This is a genomic window from Achromobacter sp. ESBL13 (assembly GCF_036668755.1).
GTDB lineage: Bacteria > Pseudomonadota > Gammaproteobacteria > Burkholderiales > Burkholderiaceae_B > Achromobacter.
The window spans coordinates 1,781,934-1,797,128 of the sequence record NZ_JAZEVT010000001.1 but is presented as its reverse complement, the minus strand read 5'-3'; the positions used below and the strand labels follow the sequence as shown (position 1 = coordinate 1,797,128).

Annotated in this window: 14 protein-coding genes and 1 pseudogene; 5 read left to right on the top strand and 10 right to left on the bottom strand. The window is 65.1% G+C overall.

The window, feature by feature from the left end; translation table 11 throughout:
• Window position 1: 1 nt before the first annotated feature.
• From icmH to V6F88_RS07980, 4 genes are all read left to right on the top strand, one after another.
• Window positions 2-829 (top strand): type IVB secretion system protein IcmH/DotU, encoded by an 828-nt coding sequence (gene icmH / locus V6F88_RS07995; protein WP_332608751.1) that lies wholly within the window; start codon window positions 2-4, stop codon window positions 827-829.
• 209 nt (window positions 830-1,038) lie between these two features.
• Window positions 1,039-2,292, top strand: coding sequence for an Hsp70 family protein (locus V6F88_RS07990; RefSeq protein WP_332608750.1), 1,254 nt, complete (start codon window positions 1,039-1,041; stop codon window positions 2,290-2,292).
• A gap of 212 nt (window positions 2,293-2,504) precedes the next feature.
• Window positions 2,505-3,101 (top strand): NUDIX hydrolase, encoded by a 597-nt coding sequence (locus V6F88_RS07985; RefSeq protein WP_332608749.1) that lies wholly within the window; start codon window positions 2,505-2,507, stop codon window positions 3,099-3,101.
• Between the two features lie 23 nt (window positions 3,102-3,124).
• Window positions 3,125-3,457 (top strand): 2Fe-2S iron-sulfur cluster-binding protein, encoded by a 333-nt coding sequence (locus V6F88_RS07980; RefSeq protein ID WP_332608748.1) that lies wholly within the window; start codon window positions 3,125-3,127, stop codon window positions 3,455-3,457.
• A gap of 125 nt (window positions 3,458-3,582) precedes the next feature.
• Here V6F88_RS07980 and V6F88_RS07975 read toward each other — a convergent pair whose 3' ends face one another.
• From V6F88_RS07975 to V6F88_RS07940, 8 genes and pseudogenes are all read right to left on the bottom strand, one after another.
• Window positions 3,583-3,966, bottom strand: a complete 384-nt coding sequence (locus V6F88_RS07975; protein WP_332608747.1) for a hypothetical protein — start codon at window positions 3,964-3,966, stop codon at window positions 3,583-3,585.
• 22 nt (window positions 3,967-3,988) lie between these two features.
• A complete protein-coding gene (locus tag V6F88_RS07970) occupies window positions 3,989-4,687 on the bottom strand; it encodes a DUF899 domain-containing protein (RefSeq protein WP_332608746.1) in 699 nt (232 codons plus the stop codon).
• Between the two features lie 50 nt (window positions 4,688-4,737).
• Entirely contained in the window at window positions 4,738-5,271 is a 534-nt protein-coding gene (locus V6F88_RS07965) for an SRPBCC family protein (RefSeq protein WP_442880220.1), read from the bottom strand.
• A gap of 104 nt (window positions 5,272-5,375) precedes the next feature.
• Window positions 5,376-5,609: pseudogene (locus tag V6F88_RS27905) on the bottom strand (ArsR/SmtB family transcription factor); the annotation flags it as partial.
• A gap of 66 nt (window positions 5,610-5,675) precedes the next feature.
• Entirely contained in the window at window positions 5,676-6,986 is a 1,311-nt protein-coding gene (locus V6F88_RS07955) for an MFS transporter (protein ID WP_332608744.1), read from the bottom strand.
• 310 nt (window positions 6,987-7,296) lie between these two features.
• The gene (locus V6F88_RS07950; protein ID WP_332608743.1) at window positions 7,297-8,502 is read right to left on the bottom strand and encodes a hypothetical protein; all 1,206 of its coding nucleotides are present in this window, start codon (window positions 8,500-8,502) and stop codon (window positions 7,297-7,299) included.
• A gap of 80 nt (window positions 8,503-8,582) precedes the next feature.
• Window positions 8,583-9,311 carry a helix-turn-helix domain-containing protein gene (locus V6F88_RS07945; RefSeq protein WP_046804751.1) on the bottom strand — a complete coding sequence of 243 codons (729 nt, stop codon included), beginning with the start codon at window positions 9,309-9,311 and terminating at the stop codon, window positions 8,583-8,585.
• Window positions 9,312-9,410: 99 nt separating this feature from the next.
• On the bottom strand, window positions 9,411-9,848 hold the full coding sequence (locus V6F88_RS07940; protein WP_332608742.1) for a gamma-glutamylcyclotransferase family protein: 438 nt from the start codon (window positions 9,846-9,848) through the stop codon (window positions 9,411-9,413).
• A gap of 136 nt (window positions 9,849-9,984) precedes the next feature.
• On the opposite strand from V6F88_RS07940, the gene clpB reads away from it, so the two are divergent.
• Complete coding sequence (gene clpB / locus V6F88_RS07935) at window positions 9,985-12,591, top strand: ATP-dependent chaperone ClpB (RefSeq protein ID WP_332608741.1); 2,607 nt, start codon at window positions 9,985-9,987, stop codon at window positions 12,589-12,591.
• A 73-nt stretch (window positions 12,592-12,664) separates the two neighbouring features.
• Here the strand turns inward: clpB and V6F88_RS07930 are convergent, their stop codons facing one another.
• Together V6F88_RS07930 and V6F88_RS07925 are read right to left on the bottom strand one after the other, a co-directional pair.
• A complete protein-coding gene (locus V6F88_RS07930; RefSeq protein WP_332608740.1) occupies window positions 12,665-14,326 on the bottom strand; it encodes an S-layer protein in 1,662 nt (553 codons plus the stop codon).
• A gap of 112 nt (window positions 14,327-14,438) precedes the next feature.
• Window positions 14,439-15,170 carry a TetR/AcrR family transcriptional regulator gene (locus V6F88_RS07925; RefSeq protein WP_332608967.1) on the bottom strand — a complete coding sequence of 244 codons (732 nt, stop codon included), beginning with the start codon at window positions 15,168-15,170 and terminating at the stop codon, window positions 14,439-14,441.
• Window positions 15,171-15,195 lie beyond the last annotated feature (25 nt).

The following is a 15,195-nucleotide window of genomic DNA, read 5'->3' as shown; positions in this document are numbered from 1 at the left end:
CATGACCACCCCCGCCACCGCCGAGCGTGCCAGCGGCAATTTCCTGCGCACGTCCGCCACGCCCGAAGTCAACGACAAAGCGCGCATCGGCTATGACACCATCGGCCATATCGACCGCGACGAAGACCTGGGCTTTCAGCTGCGCGGGCATGGCTACAACCCCTTGGTGGACGGCGCGCTGCCGCTATTCGGCCTGGTGATCCGCCTGCGCAAACTGAGCGAATACGACAACATCCAGAACCTGTACGCCACCGTGCGCGACCAGATATCCGCGCTGGACGAAGAAATCCGCCAACACGGCTACGACGGCGCGACGCAGCTGGCATACCGCTACGCGCTATGCACCTTCATCGACGAAGCCGTGATGGGCACGCCCTGGGGCGCGCATTCAACATGGGCGGAACGCTCGCTGCTAAGCGTGAACCACAGCGAGACCTGGGGCGGCGAGAAATTCTTCACCGTGCTGTCGCGCATGATGATGGACCCGGCACGCTATCGCGACGTGCTGGAATTCAAGTACCTGTGCCTGTGCCTGGGCTTCAAGGGCAAGTACGGCTTGCAGCACAACCAGAACGAGGCGCTGCAAACCATCATCGTCAAGCTGCACCGCGCCTTGCGCGAACTGCGCGGCGAGACCCCGGAAGCGCTGACAGACGCCAGCACCAACATCGCCTCCCGCCGCTATCGCGTCGGCCGCCAGTGGCGATGGTGGACGCCCTGGCTCAGCGCCGCGGTGCTGCTGGCCGGCCTTTACGCCGCATTTGCGCTTAGCCTGGGCAGCACGACCGACATCGTGCTGCATTCGCTGGACGGGATATTGAAAAACTAGGCAGATGAAAGCGGCGCCCGGGCGTGTGGGCGCGGCGTCTAGAGTCCCATGTCGCACGCTTCCGATTTTCGGTTTGAGTTTTCGGTTCAGTTCGGCCCTGCCTCACACAAGTAGCCGAATGGCGCATTTGGGGGACGGATTATGGCCGCCCCTGCCCGGGGAAGCGAGTACACTTGTCCGCCGTTTTGCTTTCAGCCCCAGAATTCTCCATGATCTCCACCGCATGCGGCGTCGACTTCGGTACGTCTAACTCCACCGTCGGCTGGAGCCGCCCCGACCAGCGCGCGCTTCTCGCCCTGGAAGACGGCAAGACCACCTTGCCGTCGGCCATTTTCTTCCATGACGAAGATGCCGAGGTCAGCTACGGCCGGGCGGCGATTTCCGATTATCTGGCGGGTTACGACGGGCGCTTGATGCGCTCGATGAAAAGCCTGCTGGGCAGTTCGCTGATCGATGGGTCCACGGAAGTCCAGGGGCGTTCCATTCCGTTCCGCGTGCTGTTGACGCGCTTTATTGCCGAACTGAAACGGCGCGCCGAAACGGCCGCCGGTCGTGACTTCACGCGGGCCGTGCTGGGCCGGCCGGTGTTCTTCGTGGATGACAACACCGCCGCGGACCAGACCGCCCAAGACACGCTGGGCGAGATTGCGCGCAGCGTCGGCTTTACCGATATCGAGTTCCAATTCGAGCCGCTGGCCGCCGCGTTCGATTACGAGTCGCAGATTGACCGCGAGGAATTGGTGCTGGTCATCGACATCGGCGGTGGTACGTCCGACTTTTCCTTGATCCGCCTGGGACCGGGCAGGGCCGCCAAGGCCGACCGGCGCGAAGATATCCTGGCGTACGGCGGCGTGCATATCGGCGGGGTGGATTTCGATAAGCAGCTGAGTCTGGCGCACGTCATGCCCCTGCTGGGGCTGGGCAGCCAGTTGCGCAGCGGCAAGGATGTGCCGTCGACCCAATACGGCAACCTGGCCTGCTGGCACACCATCAACCAGGCCTACACGCGCAAGGCGGCAGAGCATTTTGCGTACATCCGTGCCGAAGCGGGCGACCGTGACAAGATCGACTTGCTGTTGAACCTGGTGAAGCAGCGCGCCGGCCACTGGGTGGCGGTACAGGTGGAAGAGGCCAAGATCTCGCTGTCTGAGAATCCGGCGGCGCGCATCGATTTGTCGCGCGTGGCGCCTGACCTGGGCGTGGATGTCACGCGCGCGTCGTTCGATGCCTGCGTCAGCCGCCTGATTGAAAAAGTGGAAACTACCGTTGGTGCCTTGCTGCGCGACGCGGGCGTGGCCACGGCAGATGTGGATACGGTGTTTTTTACCGGCGGCTCCAGCCGCGTGCCGCGCTTGCGCGAGACGGTATCGGCGCTGGTGCCGGGCGCGCGCAGCGTGGAAGGCGACCTGTTCGGCAGTATCGGCGCCGGCCTGGCGCTGGATGCCAAGCGCAAGTTCGATTAAGCCGCTAGCAGTTGCTAAAGGCCCGGGGCAGGGCTGTGCCCGACTGCTGTCCGGCGCTGGACGTCTGAGACAAGTGTGTTCAGGCCCGGGCACAGTGCGCCCAAGCCGCGGGCGTAGCCCGTCAACGCGCCGCGCCCGGCGGCGATGGTAAGCTGCAAAGCTTGCCCGGGGCGGCCCGCCGCCCGCTTGTTTCAACAGACCCAGTTGCCGTCATGACCCGCCCATCTTCCGTTAGCGATACGCATCTTGTCGAAACGCTGGTGACCAGCGAAGCGCCGTTTGAAGGCAGCTTTTTGAAGGTTCGCCGCGATACCGTCAGCCTGCCCAACGGCCACACCGCCACGCGCGAATACATCGTGCATCCGGGCGCGGTCGTGGTGATTCCCTTGCTGGACGATGGCCGGGTGTTGCTTGAACGCCAGTTCCGCTACCCGATCGGTCGCGTCATGACCGAATTCCCGGCCGGTAAGCTGGACCCGGGCGAAGACCCGCTGGTGTGCGGAAAACGCGAATTGCTTGAAGAAACCGGCTATACCGCCGACCAATGGGCGCATGCCGGCGCGCTGCATCTGGCGATTGCCTATTCCACCGAAATCATCCACATCTTTTTTGCGCGCGGTCTGCGTGCCGGCGACAGACAGTTGGACCAGGACGAGTTCCTTGACGTGATCAGCGCCGACCCCGCCGAACTTCTGGCTGCATGCAGCCGTGGCGAAGTCACCGACGCCAAGACGTTGACCTGCGTGTTGTGGATGCAAAACGTCCTGTCGGGCGCCTGGAAGCTGGACTGGCAAGACAACGCCGCCTAGGCGCCACGGGGACCTGAGCCGCCATGGCCGCATTTCCTGTTCTGATCCAGCCGTCCGGCCTGGGGTTTGACGCCGACGCGGACAGCTCGGTGCTGCTGGCCGCCCAGGCGGCCGGCATCAAGCTGCCCAGTTCGTGCCGCAACGGCACTTGCCGGGCCTGCATGTGTTTGATGCTGGAAGGCTCGGTGACGTACTCGGTCCAATGGCCCGGGTTGTCGCGGGACGAAAAGGAAGAGGGCTGGATTCTGCCGTGCGTGGCCAGGGCGACGTCGGCGCTTGAGATCCAGGCCCCGCATGCCGAGCCGATCGCGCCCGCGCCGCCGGCCGCGCGCCCGTTGACGGGGGCTCGGCGCTGAAGGCAGCCCGTGGGCGCCCTAAGCGCCTCTGAGTGCGTCCTAAGCCTATCTCTCTGCGCGCCCCAAGCCCGTCTCTGCGCGCCCTAAGCCCATCTCTGCGCGCCCCAAGCTCGTCTCTGCGCACCCTAAGCCCGTCGCAGCGCGGCCAAAGGCAACACGGCGACCGCCATGCCTGCCGCCATGCCAAGCACCAAGCCGATAAAGGGCGACGCGCCCGCGGATAGCGCCATCCCCACGCCCAGCCGTGCGCCCACCACCATGCCGGCAGCCATCAGCGCGGCGCACAATGCGCGCGCGGCGGCCGACGGCGCGCCGGGCCAGGGGGCCAGCGCCGCCAATGCCATCGCGACGCTGGTGGCAGGCATCAGGGCGGCATGCCGCCACGCCAGCTGCCACCAGGTGCCCGGCGCGCCGCATTCGCTGGCGAGCAATGGCGCGGGCGTCTGGCGGGCGTCGATCGCCAGCCCGATCAGCATGGCCGCCACGCAAGCCAGCCATAACCACGTCATGGCGCGCGCCGCCCGGGCCGCGCTAGCCGCACGCGTGGCAGGCCGACGGGGCGTTGTCGTACCGGTCATGGTGGCGCACCCAGTCGCCCAGGTTGAACTGCGGGCCGGATTCGTTGCGGCCCAGCGGCGCGAATTCCAGGTAGTTGTAGGCGCCCGCCAGGCGTTCCACGCCGCGTTCGAACGTCGAATAGGTGTGAAAGATTTCGCCGTCCGGGTCACGGAAAAATGCGCTGATACCCGATCGCTCTTCAACGCGGTCGTCAGCCTGGGCGACCGAGGCCTGCATGTCGAAATTGAAGTCGCAACCTTCGGACGATACCCACGGAAACTGCCAGCCCATGCGCTGCTTGAACGCTTGCAGCTTGGCCAACGGCGCGCGCGATACGCCGACCACCGACACATCGTGATGGCGCAGATGCAGCAACGCCGCGTCCAGATGGTCGACCAGGAACGAGCAGCCTACGCAGCCTTCATCCCAATCCGGTCCATACATAAAGTGGTAGACCAGCAACTGGCTGTTGCCGGCGAACAGATCGGTCAGGCCCAACGGCCCGTGCTCGCCTTGAAACTGGTAGCGTTTGTCCACCTGCACCCAGGGCAGCTCAAGGCGTTCGCGTGCCAGCGCGTCCTGGTTGCGGGTCAGTGCTTTTTCGCGGGCCAGCAGCGCCAGGCGCGCGGCTTCCCATTCGGGACGTGATACGACGGCGTGATTTGTCTGCATGATGCGGCTCCTGATGGCGGACCGGTCCGGCCCGCGGGCGGCAAGGCAACTCAGACGATGCTTGCCAGGTGATCCGCCAGTCGGTCCATGGCGCCCGCCCAGCCGGTCTCGTGGCCGTCTCGGGTTGCCTGGTCGACAAACGGGGTTTGCAGGAAGGCCAGTTCGGTGCCGCCCTGCGCGGGGGTGAATTCAAGGGTGATCAATGAGGTTTCGTCGGGCGTGTCGCGCCACGCCCAGGTGAACACCAGGCGGCGCTGCGGCTCGACTTCCTGGTACACGCCGCTGGCGTAATGGGCCTGGCCGTCGTCCGTGACGAAGCCAACTTCATAGGCGCCGCCCACGCGCACGTCGGTGTCGGCCTGCAACACGCGCTGCGTGCCGGCGGGGCCGAACCATTGCATCAGCGCTTGCGGGTCGGTCCACGCGCGCCAGAGGCGCTCGGCCGACGCGGTGAAACGTCGGGTGAGTCGGAGTTCAAGCGGGGCGCGGGCGCTGGCGTCGCTGCCGGCGCCGCGGCTTGGGTCGCGGCCGGAAATGGCGGCGGCGTTGTCGCCGGGCTTGTTTGGGATGGGTTCGGTGGGCATGGGTGGATCTCCTCGTCGTGATACAGGTATCGGGCCAGTGAATCCAGTTGCCCGGTCCAGAACTTCTCGTAGCGCGCCAGCCAGTCGGACGCGGCCCGCATCGGCTCGGGCGACAACGTGCAGCTGACCACGCGTCCATCCTTGGCCCGTGCGATCAGCCCCGCGTCTTCCAGCACCCGCAAGTGTTTCAGGAAGGCGGGCAAGGACATCGCGTGCGGGCGCGCCAGTTCGCTGACGGACGCGGTGCCGTTTTCCAGATCGGCCAGCACCCGGCGCCGCGTGCCGTCGGCCAGGGCGGAAAAGACGCTGTCTAGCGTGTCATCGTTTAAGTTAACCATAAGGTTAAGTATCCGCCCGGAAAAAAGCCGGCGTCAAGCCGGCGGTGATTGGGAATTTCCCTGACGTCAATCGTGGCGGTGCATGGCGGATTGATGCTTGGTGTCTCGCATCGTGGCATACACCAGCAGCGACACGAAAATCACGCCGGCCAGGTAGTAATAGAACCATTGCTCGTGGCCTTGCTGCTTGAAGAACAGCGCGATGGCCGGCGCCGTGCCCCCGAAGATCGACACGGTGATGGCGTAAGGCACGGCCACGCCGGTGGCGCGGATGTTGGTGGGAAACAATTCCGCTTTCACGACGGCGTTGATCGATGTGTAGCCCGCCGTGAAGACCCACGCGCCGCAGATCAGCAGAAACGCGATGAAAGGGGATCGCGTGTGCGACAGGGTCATCAAAATGGGCACGGTCAGCGCCGCGCCCGCCACGCCGAAGAAGATCAGCAGCGGCTTGCGTCCTACCTTGTCGGACAGCGCGCCATACAGCGGCTGAAGGATCAAGGCAAAGATCAGCGAGCCGGCGATGATGTAGGTGGTGGTGATGTCGGTAAAGCCCGCCGTCTGGCGGACAAAGGTCTGCATATACGTGGTGAAGGTGTAGAAGGCGGCCGTGCCGCCGGCGGTCAGGCCGACCACGATGGCGACCTCGCGCGGGTACTTCGTCAAGCCGCGCAGCGAACTCGTTCTGGGCTTGGCTTTCTGCGCCTCTTGCGCCGCTTTATACGAATCGGTTTCTGGCATGTCGCGCCGCATCAGCGCCGTCACGATGGCCAGCAATGCGCCGATCACGAACGGAATGCGCCAACCCCATTGCACCAGTTCTTCATGCGTCAGGAACACGTTCTGCAGCAGCAGCAACACCAGGATGGCGCAAAGCTGGCCGCCGATCAGCGTGACGTATTGGAAGCTGGAATAAAAGCCACGATGTTCGGGGTCGGCAATTTCGGTCAGGTAGGTGGCGCTGGCGCCATATTCGCCGCCCAGGCTCAGGCCTTCGACCACGCGCGCCAGCGCCAGCAGCGCGGGCGCGGCAAAGCCGATCGTGGCGTAGGTGGGCGTCAGCGCGATGATCAGCGAGCCCACGCACATCATCCCCACCGATACCATCAGCGACAGGCGTCGCCCGTGCCGGTCCGCAAGGTGGCCGAACAGCCAGCCGCCCAATGGCCGCACGATGAAGCCGGCCGCGAACAGCGTGGCGGCATTCAGTTGCTGGACGACGGGATCGTGCGAAGGAAAAAAGGCGGGCGCGAAATACAGGGCAAAGGCGGTGTAGGCGTAGAAGTCGTACCACTCGACCAGGTTGCCCATGGACCCGATGAAAATCGCCTTGATGCGGCGTTTGGCGTCGGGCATGGCCAGATACGTTTGCGTCATGACTGTTCTCAAGGTGAGCTTGTCGGGGAGTCGCCGGACACGCGAGCGCGCCTTGTCCTCGCCCGTCAAGATCGCAAGGTCAGCCGCGAAATGGAACACGCACGGGCAATATCTTGCGCCTGCCGGCCGCGAAATGCACGCGTCGGCAAGGGCTCTTCTTTCAGGTTTTGGTCAGGTATGGCGCTTGCGACCGTGGCCCGCTGGGCCGCGCATTGCCCGCATTGCCGCGCGTCGCAAAGCGGGGCCGTAAGCCCGTTATTTGCCTGCTGTTTGCGGCCTGTTCGTCGCCTGTTCGCCGGCCAGTTGCCCGCTATTTACCGCGCGGCTTGATGATGTCGCAGGCAGCGGCGCGGTCGTCCGTCTGGGCATCGCTGCCCAGCAACGCCTGGGCGCCGCAAACCGAAGTGAACATGCCTTTGTTGTCATGCCCGACGCCGCCCACCTCGAAGCTGCTGCGATGCAGCGGGACGGGTTTCGAACCACGGCCGGCCAGCACATATTCGTATTGGATGTATCCCGTGCCTCGCGCCAGGCGGGTGGCGCCCTGCGCTTCGGCGCCGCAGGTTTTGTCCAGCAGCCGGTGTTCGGGATTGTTGTCGGCGCCGCCCAACAGGTAGGTCACGTCGCGCGCCGCGTAGCGCACGAACAGCCGGGTGTCGTCGGTTTCGCGGGCGTAGGCGGGCAGCTTGTCGGTGCCGTACTTGTACTGGTTGTAGGTGGGGCAGATGCCGCGTTCGTAAGGCGCGTAGCCCTTGCCGTCGGCGCGGGGGCGCTCGTTGGTCAGGTACAGGTAGGACGACGGGTTGGCGATGACGTAGCGCAACGCCAGGCCGTCGCGCCGCAGCGCGCCGTCAACGTTGTTCAGGATGGCGTAGCGTTGCACCAGCTGCGCGCCGGCGGAATGGCCGGCCAGCACGATGCCGGCCAACGCGGGCAGGCGCTTGCGGTCGTCCAGGCTGCGCAGCAGATCGTCCAGCACCTGGAACGAGGCTACCGGCGCGGGGCGGCCACTGGCCTGAATGCTCTCTTCGCCGTCTTCCCAGCTGGATTTGCGCCACGCGGCCATGCCGCCAAAGCCCGAGTCGATCGACCCCGAAAACCGGGGCGCCAGAATCAAGGTGTCTCGGGCACGGTCGGGATTGTGCGACAGCAGTTGCGCGGCGGTGTCGTAGTAGCGGTCGGCGTCGCGCTTGACGCCATGCACCACGATCAACACCTGCTTGATGTCGCGCAGGTCGTCTTTGCTCAGGTTGCGGTTGGCGTAGACGGGAATTTTGTAGCGATGCCCCGGCTTGCCCAGCTCAACGGGCTGCCAACGCAAGGGCGTGGCGCGCTTGGGCGCGGGCACCGTTTCGTCGTAGTCGTAGGGGTCGGGCAGGGGCGTTTGCGCGGGTGCCGGCCGGGGTGCAAGCACGGCAGCCAGGGCCAGCGACACCCCCAGCGCTACGCCAACCGCCCGCCAAGCGGCGGGACGCGGGGTGGAGCGGGCGGTGGCATGAGCGGCGGTTGCGCGCATGACGTGGGCAGCAGAAGTTGTTGCAGCAGAAGCTGTTGCAACAGAAGGGGCAGGCGCGCGTCGCATGGCGCGGCGGGCGTTCAGCAGGCCTCGTGGCCCAGCAGTTGCTTCAGGGCGGGCAGGTCCAGGATGCGGACCTCGCGCTGGTTGATCTTGATCAGGCCTTCGCGCGCGAATCGGGAGAACAATCGGCTGACGGTTTCCAAGGTCAAGCCCAGGAAGTTGCCGATTTCTTCGCGGCTCATGCGCAGCACGAACTCGGTCGACGAATAGCCCAGCGAGGCATAGCGTTGCGACAGATTCAACAGGAAGGCGGCCAGGCGCTGCTCGGAACGCATCGACCCCAACGAGGCCAGCATCTGGTGCGACCGCGTGATCTCGCGGCTCATCAGGCGGCGAAACTGCTGTTGCAGCGAGGGCAGGTGCGCGGCCACGCGATCCACTTCGTTCAGGCGGATGACGCAGACTTCAGAGTCTTCCAGCGCGACGGCGGCGGACACATGCTTGCCTTCCAGCATGCCGTCCATGCCGACGATTTCGCCGGGCAGGTGAAAACCGGTGATCTGGATCTGGCCGGTGGCGTCTTCCAGCTGCGTCTTGATGCTGCCAAAGCGCACGCCATACACGGCGTCAAGCGGGTGATCCAGCGAGTACAGCATCTTGCCTTTCTCAAGGCGTACGCGTTCTTGCACCAGCTCGTCCAGCTTTTCCACTTCGGCGGCTGCCATGCCCACGGGCACACACACGTGACCCAACATACACGTGGAACAGTGGGCGGCATCCGGGGCGACGGGAACCCGTTTTTGCATACGATGACCTTTATAGTGCCCGTCGCGCCGGGAATGGCGCGTACGGGTGTACAAGCGTGAAGACAAAAAGCATTGTAGTCGGTTGTTACTACGGGCGTCTTACGTGCCGTTGGTTGCCGGACGCGACTTCCGGTAAGCGATCCAGTCGTCTGTCGGGATATCCACGGCCAACGCCCGTAGCGACGGATCTATTGGATAGTACTGGCAGTGCACGTCGCGCCCGCCGTTCAGGGGCGCTTCCAGGCGCGCGATGGTTTCCCGGCGCACGAAACAGCAGGTTTGCCCGGGTACGTATTCCTCGATCTCGTCCATCAGCGCGATCAGCGCAGGTTCGACTTGATACACATCGCCGCGCACCCGCCGCCCGTCGTCCACGGGGATCAAGCCGGGCCATGCACCGAAGTCGACCAGCATGCCGGGCACCGTGGCCGGGCCCGCCCAGCGGGCCTCGGGCAGGCCACGCCGGGCGGCTGCCTGGGCCAGGTCATTGATTTCGCCCGTGCGTAGGGTGCCGTAGACGAAAACGTATATGCTCATAAATCGGTTTATCTCGCACGTCGAAGCAATGAAGTGGGCGGCTGGGTGTTGAAATTTTGTCATCCGGCCACATATTCAGGGTATCGAGCCAGCCGGCACGTATCGGTCAGGCTCTCCAACAAGCCAAACGACCATTATGCGATTCGACAAACTAACCACCAAGTTCCAGCAAGCCCTGGCCGACGCCCAAAGTCTGGCCGCGCGCAACGACCACCCCTACATCGAGCCCGTGCACGTGCTGTCGGCGCTGCTATCCGACCCGGACAGCGGCGCGGGCAGCCTGCTGGCGCGAGCGGGCGTGGCGGTTAATCGCCTGACCCCCGCGCTGGAGGCCGCGATGAAGTCGCTGCCGCAAGTGCAAGGCGACGACAACGTGCAAGTGGGCCGCGATCTGAACGCGGTGCTGACCCGCACCGACAAGGAAGCCGCGCGCCGTGGCGACACCTATATTGCCAGCGAGCTGTTCCTGCTGGCGCTGGCCGAAGACAAGGGCGAGGCCGGCCGCATCCTGCGTGAAGCGGGGTTGCAGAAGAAAGCTCTGGAAGCCGCCGTCGACGCCGTGCGCGGTGGCGAAAACGTGTCTGGCGCCGAAGGCGAATCCAACCGTGAAGCCCTGTCCAAGTACACCCAGGACCTGACCGAGCGCGCCCGCCAGGGCAAGCTGGATCCGGTGATCGGCCGCGATGATGAAATCCGCCGCACCATCCAGATCCTGCAACGTCGCACCAAGAACAACCCCGTGCTGATCGGCGAACCCGGCGTGGGCAAGACCGCCATCGTCGAAGGGCTGGCGCAGCGCATCGTCAACGACGAAGTGCCCGAAAGCCTGCGCGGCAAGCGCGTGCTGTCGCTGGACCTGGCGGCGCTTTTGGCCGGCGCCAAGTTCCGTGGCGAATTCGAAGAACGCCTGAAGGCCGTGCTCAAGGAATTGGGCCAGGACGACGGCAGCAACATCGTCTTCATCGACGAGCTGCACACCATGGTCGGCGCGGGCAAGGCCGAAGGCGCGATGGACGCGGGCAACATGCTCAAGCCCGCGCTGGCACGCGGCGAGCTGCACTGCATCGGCGCGACCACGCTGGACGAATACCGCAAGTACATCGAAAAGGATGCCGCGCTTGAGCGCCGCTTCCAGAAGGTGCTGGTGGACGAGCCCGACGTGGAATCCACCATCGCCATCCTGCGCGGCCTGCAAGAGCGCTACGAGATTCACCACGGTGTTGAAATCACCGACCCGGCCATCGTCGCGGCGGCCGAGCTGTCGCACCGCTACATCACCGACCGCTTCCTGCCCGACAAGGCCATCGACCTGATCGACGAGGCCGGCGCGCGCATCCGCATGGAAATCGATTCCAAGCCGGAAGTGATGGACAAGCTGGATCGCCGCATCATCCAGCTGAAGATCGAGCGCGAAGCCGTCAAGAAGGAAACCGATGACGCCTCCAAGCGCCGCCTGGGCGTCATCGAAGATGAGCTGGAAAAGCTGCAACGCGAATACAACGACTTCGAGGAAATCTGGAAGGCCGAGAAGGCCGCCGTGCAAGGCACGCAGGCTATCAAGGAAGAGATCGACAGCGTGCGCGCCGAAATGGCCGAGCTGCAACGCAAGGGCCAGTTCGACAAGTTGGCCGAACTGCAATACGGCAAGCTGCCCGATCTGGAGTCGCGCCTGAAGGCCGCCGAAGTGGGCGCCGCGCAGGCCGCGGAAAACGCCGAGGGCGACGATAGCCGTCCGCGTCTGTTGCGCACCCGTGTGGGCGCGGAAGAGATCGCCGAGGTCGTGTCGCGCGCCACTGGTATTCCGGTGTCCAAGATGATGCAGGGCGAACGCGAAAAGCTGCTGCACATGGAAGAGTTCCTGCACAAGCGCGTGGTCGGCCAGGACGAGGCCGTGCGCCTGGTGTCGGACGCCATCCGCCGTTCGCGTGCGGGCTTGGCGGACCCGGCTCGGCCGTATGGGTCGTTCCTGTTCCTGGGCCCCACCGGTGTGGGCAAGACCGAACTCACGCGGGCGCTGGCCGAGTTCATGTTCGACTCTGAAGAGCACCTGATCCGCATCGACATGAGCGAGTTCATGGAGAAGCATTCGGTGGCGCGGCTGATCGGTGCGCCGCCCGGATATGTCGGCTACGAAGAGGGCGGTTACCTGACCGAAGCCGTGCGTCGCAAGCCGTACAGCGTGGTGCTGCTGGATGAAGTTGAAAAGGCGCATCCGGACGTGTTCAACGTGCTGCTGCAAGTGCTGGACGACGGTCGCCTGACCGATGGCCAGGGCCGCACGGTGGACTTCCGCAACACGGTGATCGTGATGACGTCGAACCTGGGTTCGCATCACATCCAGAGCCTGGCGGGCCAGCCGTACGACGTGGTCAAGGAAGTGGTGTGGGGCGAGCTCAAGCAAACCCTGCGTCCTGAATTCCTGAACCGTATCGACGAAGTGGTGGTGTTCCATGGGCTGGAAGCGCAGCACATCGAGTCCATCGCCCGGATCCAGTTGCGTCGCCTGGGCGCCCGACTGGAAAAGCAGGAGATGCGGCTGGAAGTCACCGAGGCCGCGCTGGCGGAACTGGCGCGGTCTGGGTTCGATCCGGTGTTTGGCGCACGCCCCTTGAAGCGTGCCATCCAGCAGCAGATCGAAAACCCGGTCGCGCGCCTGATCCTGGAAGGCAAGTTCGGGCCGCGCGATGTCGTGCCGGTGGATTGGCGCGACGGGGAATTCGTGTTCACCCGTACGTTGCAGTAAGCAAGTCGCTTTGCGGTAAACAAAAAGCCTGGCATTGAAAAATGCCAGGCTTTTTATATGCTCCTTGCGGGACTTACTGTGCAACCGTCACGAACACCGGGTTCGAATAGAACCACAGGTCGTTGTAGTTGCGCGCGTTGATGGCGTTAAAGCGCGCCACATTGTCGGCCAGGTCCACCTTGGCGTCGGGCAGCGGTTCACCGGCCGCGGTCTCGCCGGCAACGTCAACGCCAAGATTGGTGCCGCGCAGACGCAGGTACTGGCTCTTGTCCGCCGTGATCGTGGTCTTGATGACGTTGTAGCCGTCGGCGTCCACCGTCCAGTCGGCGCGTGTGTACCGGGCCAGCACGCGCGTGGACGGGTTGGTGTCGGCGTCATATCCCGGCGTGCCGGCGGCGGCGCGTGCACCGACGTCGCCCACGATCAGGTCCACGTGGTTGACGGTGGGCTTGACGTAAGTGGGGTTGCCGCTTTCGATCGGGTATTCGTAATGGTTGCTGTCCGGGCTGCGAAAGCGGATGGTGACCTCCACCTTTTCGCCCTTCGTCGCTTGCAATTCACCGCCCATGTGCACGACGCCGGCCGCGCCTTGCGCCTGGAAGTCCAGCGCATCGATCAGGTCGCCGAACACGCCGAAGACCCGGCCGCTTTTCAAGCCGGCCACCACCGCCTTCATGTCGTCGCCGTCCTTCCATACATGCGTCTTGGCGTATTCGCCCGGCGCGTAGCCCGAGCTGTACAGCCCTGAGGCGGTGCGGAAGTGGAAGTCGGAATCGGCCACCGTCCAGATGCGTCGGCCTTCGCCCAGCAGCGCGTCCCAGGTTCCGCCCAGGTGCGCCACCAGATAGTCCACGCCGCCATACGTGCGGTTGGGCAGGAAGGCGTTGGTATAGGCCGTGGCGTAGCCGCCGCGATCCGGTTCCATCTGGTTGCCGACCATGCCTTCGATGGCGAAGAAGATGCCGGGCGCCAGGTCGTTCATTTCGCGCAACTGCGCGGCGGTGTACTTGCCCGCGTACCGCGACGGGTGGTTCAGCAGCATGTAGCTGTCGGGATGCTTGCCGCGCAGCCACGTCAGCGCCGCCAGCGAATCGGCATGCGTGGTGTAGGCACGGGTCTGGCCCGACAGGCGCGACACCAGCAGGGGGTCGAACAGCGCGGGGGCCCGGTTGGTGAACAGGTATTCGAACTCCGCCACGGCTTGCAGTGACTTGGCCGACAGGGGGTCGTCGGTGCCGATGCCGATGTTCACGTGGTCATGCGTCGGCATGTCCCATTCGAACGACGAGAAGATAATCTTGTCGGCATAACGGCCGGCGGCCTGCGCGGTCTTGATGAAGGGCACTTCATACTGCGCCATGCCGGTGGAAAACGGGATGGCGCCGCCCGCCAGCGTGGTGCCGGTATGGTCGCGTCCCGATAGCCGCAGATGGTTTGAAATGGCCGCCCAATCCAGCTTGTAGCGGTCAAAGGCCTGGTCCAGCGCGCTTTCCAGGCTGACCTGTGCGTCGTCGGACTGATAGGTGTGCACGTGCAGGTCGCCCGTGGACCAGGCGCCGGTTTCGACGGGCTTGGCGGGTTCTACCGGCGGGGCCGGCTCGGTGATCGCGGGCGGGGTGGGCGGCGCGACGGGTTCTTCGTCGTCGTCGCTACCGCCGCAGGCGCTCAACAAGGTGACGCAAGCCAGCGACAAGGGCAAAATGGCCCGCCGCACGCGGGATACTTCGAACTGCATGGACACACTCCAACGTCTGGCGACCCGCAACGGCGGGCCGCAAAACGCGGAACTATGCCCACGACGAGTGACGCGGGCATGACAGCAGGCAGCCCCGATACGACGCGCGCGCTTATTTCTTGGCCTTGCTGCCGCCCTTGCCCACGCCCGTGCCCCCGCCGGTGCCCGCGCCCGCACCCGCGCCCGCACCCGCGCCCGCGCCCGCGCCCGCACCCGCCTCGGCCAGCGCCTGCGTGATGATGGCGTTGGCCGTCCAGCGCACCACGTCCGTGACGGCGGGCAGGTCCAATTGCCAGATGTCTTTCAACACCAGGAACACTTCGGTGCCATACACCAGCGACAGCGCTTGCGCCACGCGGTCCTGGTGCGCGGGCGTCAATGTCTGCGCCAGCGGCGCGATCGCCCGCTTGAGGATGTCGACGCGATGGCCGCGTACCAGTCGGGGCTCGGCCGCGTCCTTGCCGGCGTTGGCTTGTGCATGCTGCTGTAGCGACACCATGATGGCCGCGCGCAACGGCGCCTCATGGGACGCCAGCCGGGGGTAGGCAAAGCGCAGCAGTTCGTCGACACGGGCGGCTGCGTCGGACGAGTCGGAATCCCAGGCCAGGATGGGGCCCAGGCTTTCGTCCACCACCGCCGCGATCATTGCGCTTTGGCTGGGAAAGTAGCGGTACGCAGTCGCGCGCGACACCTTGGCGTGTTCCGCCAATTCCGCCACCGATGGGGTGATGCCCTGAGCCATCAGCTGTTGCGCCGCGTCCAGCAAGGTCTTGCGCATGCGCGCGCGCGGCCCGTGCGGCGGTTCGCCGCTGGCTTCGGCTTGGCGGCTGGCGGGGGCGATCAGCCGGGCCGTGCCGCTGGTGGCCGAA

Excerpts from the sequence above, each read along its gene's own strand:
- V6F88_RS07980 (WP_332608748.1), top strand. The coding sequence starts at position 3,125 with ATGGCCGCATTTCCTGTTCTGATCCAGCCGTCCGGCCTGGGGTTTGAC.
- V6F88_RS07975 (WP_332608747.1), bottom strand. The coding sequence starts at position 3,966 with ATGACGTGGTTATGGCTGGCTTGCGTGGCGGCCATGCTGATCGGGCTG.
- V6F88_RS07985 (WP_332608749.1), top strand. The coding sequence starts at position 2,505 with ATGACCCGCCCATCTTCCGTTAGCGATACGCATCTTGTCGAAACGCTG.
- icmH (WP_332608751.1), top strand. The coding sequence starts at position 2 with ATGACCACCCCCGCCACCGCCGAGCGTGCCAGCGGCAATTTCCTGCGC.
- V6F88_RS07940 (WP_332608742.1), bottom strand. The coding sequence starts at position 9,848 with ATGAGCATATACGTTTTCGTCTACGGCACCCTACGCACGGGCGAAATC.
- clpB (WP_332608741.1), top strand. The coding sequence starts at position 9,985 with ATGCGATTCGACAAACTAACCACCAAGTTCCAGCAAGCCCTGGCCGAC.
- V6F88_RS07930 (WP_332608740.1), bottom strand. The coding sequence starts at position 14,326 with ATGCAGTTCGAAGTATCCCGCGTGCGGCGGGCCATTTTGCCCTTGTCG.
- V6F88_RS07950 (WP_332608743.1), bottom strand. The coding sequence starts at position 8,502 with ATGCGCGCAACCGCCGCTCATGCCACCGCCCGCTCCACCCCGCGTCCC.
- V6F88_RS07970 (WP_332608746.1), bottom strand. The coding sequence starts at position 4,687 with ATGCAGACAAATCACGCCGTCGTATCACGTCCCGAATGGGAAGCCGCG.
- V6F88_RS07955 (WP_332608744.1), bottom strand. The coding sequence starts at position 6,986 with ATGACGCAAACGTATCTGGCCATGCCCGACGCCAAACGCCGCATCAAG.
- V6F88_RS07945 (WP_046804751.1), bottom strand. The coding sequence starts at position 9,311 with ATGCAAAAACGGGTTCCCGTCGCCCCGGATGCCGCCCACTGTTCCACG.
- V6F88_RS07990 (WP_332608750.1), top strand. The coding sequence starts at position 1,039 with ATGATCTCCACCGCATGCGGCGTCGACTTCGGTACGTCTAACTCCACC.
- V6F88_RS07965 (WP_442880220.1), bottom strand. The coding sequence starts at position 5,271 with ATGCCCACCGAACCCATCCCAAACAAGCCCGGCGACAACGCCGCCGCC.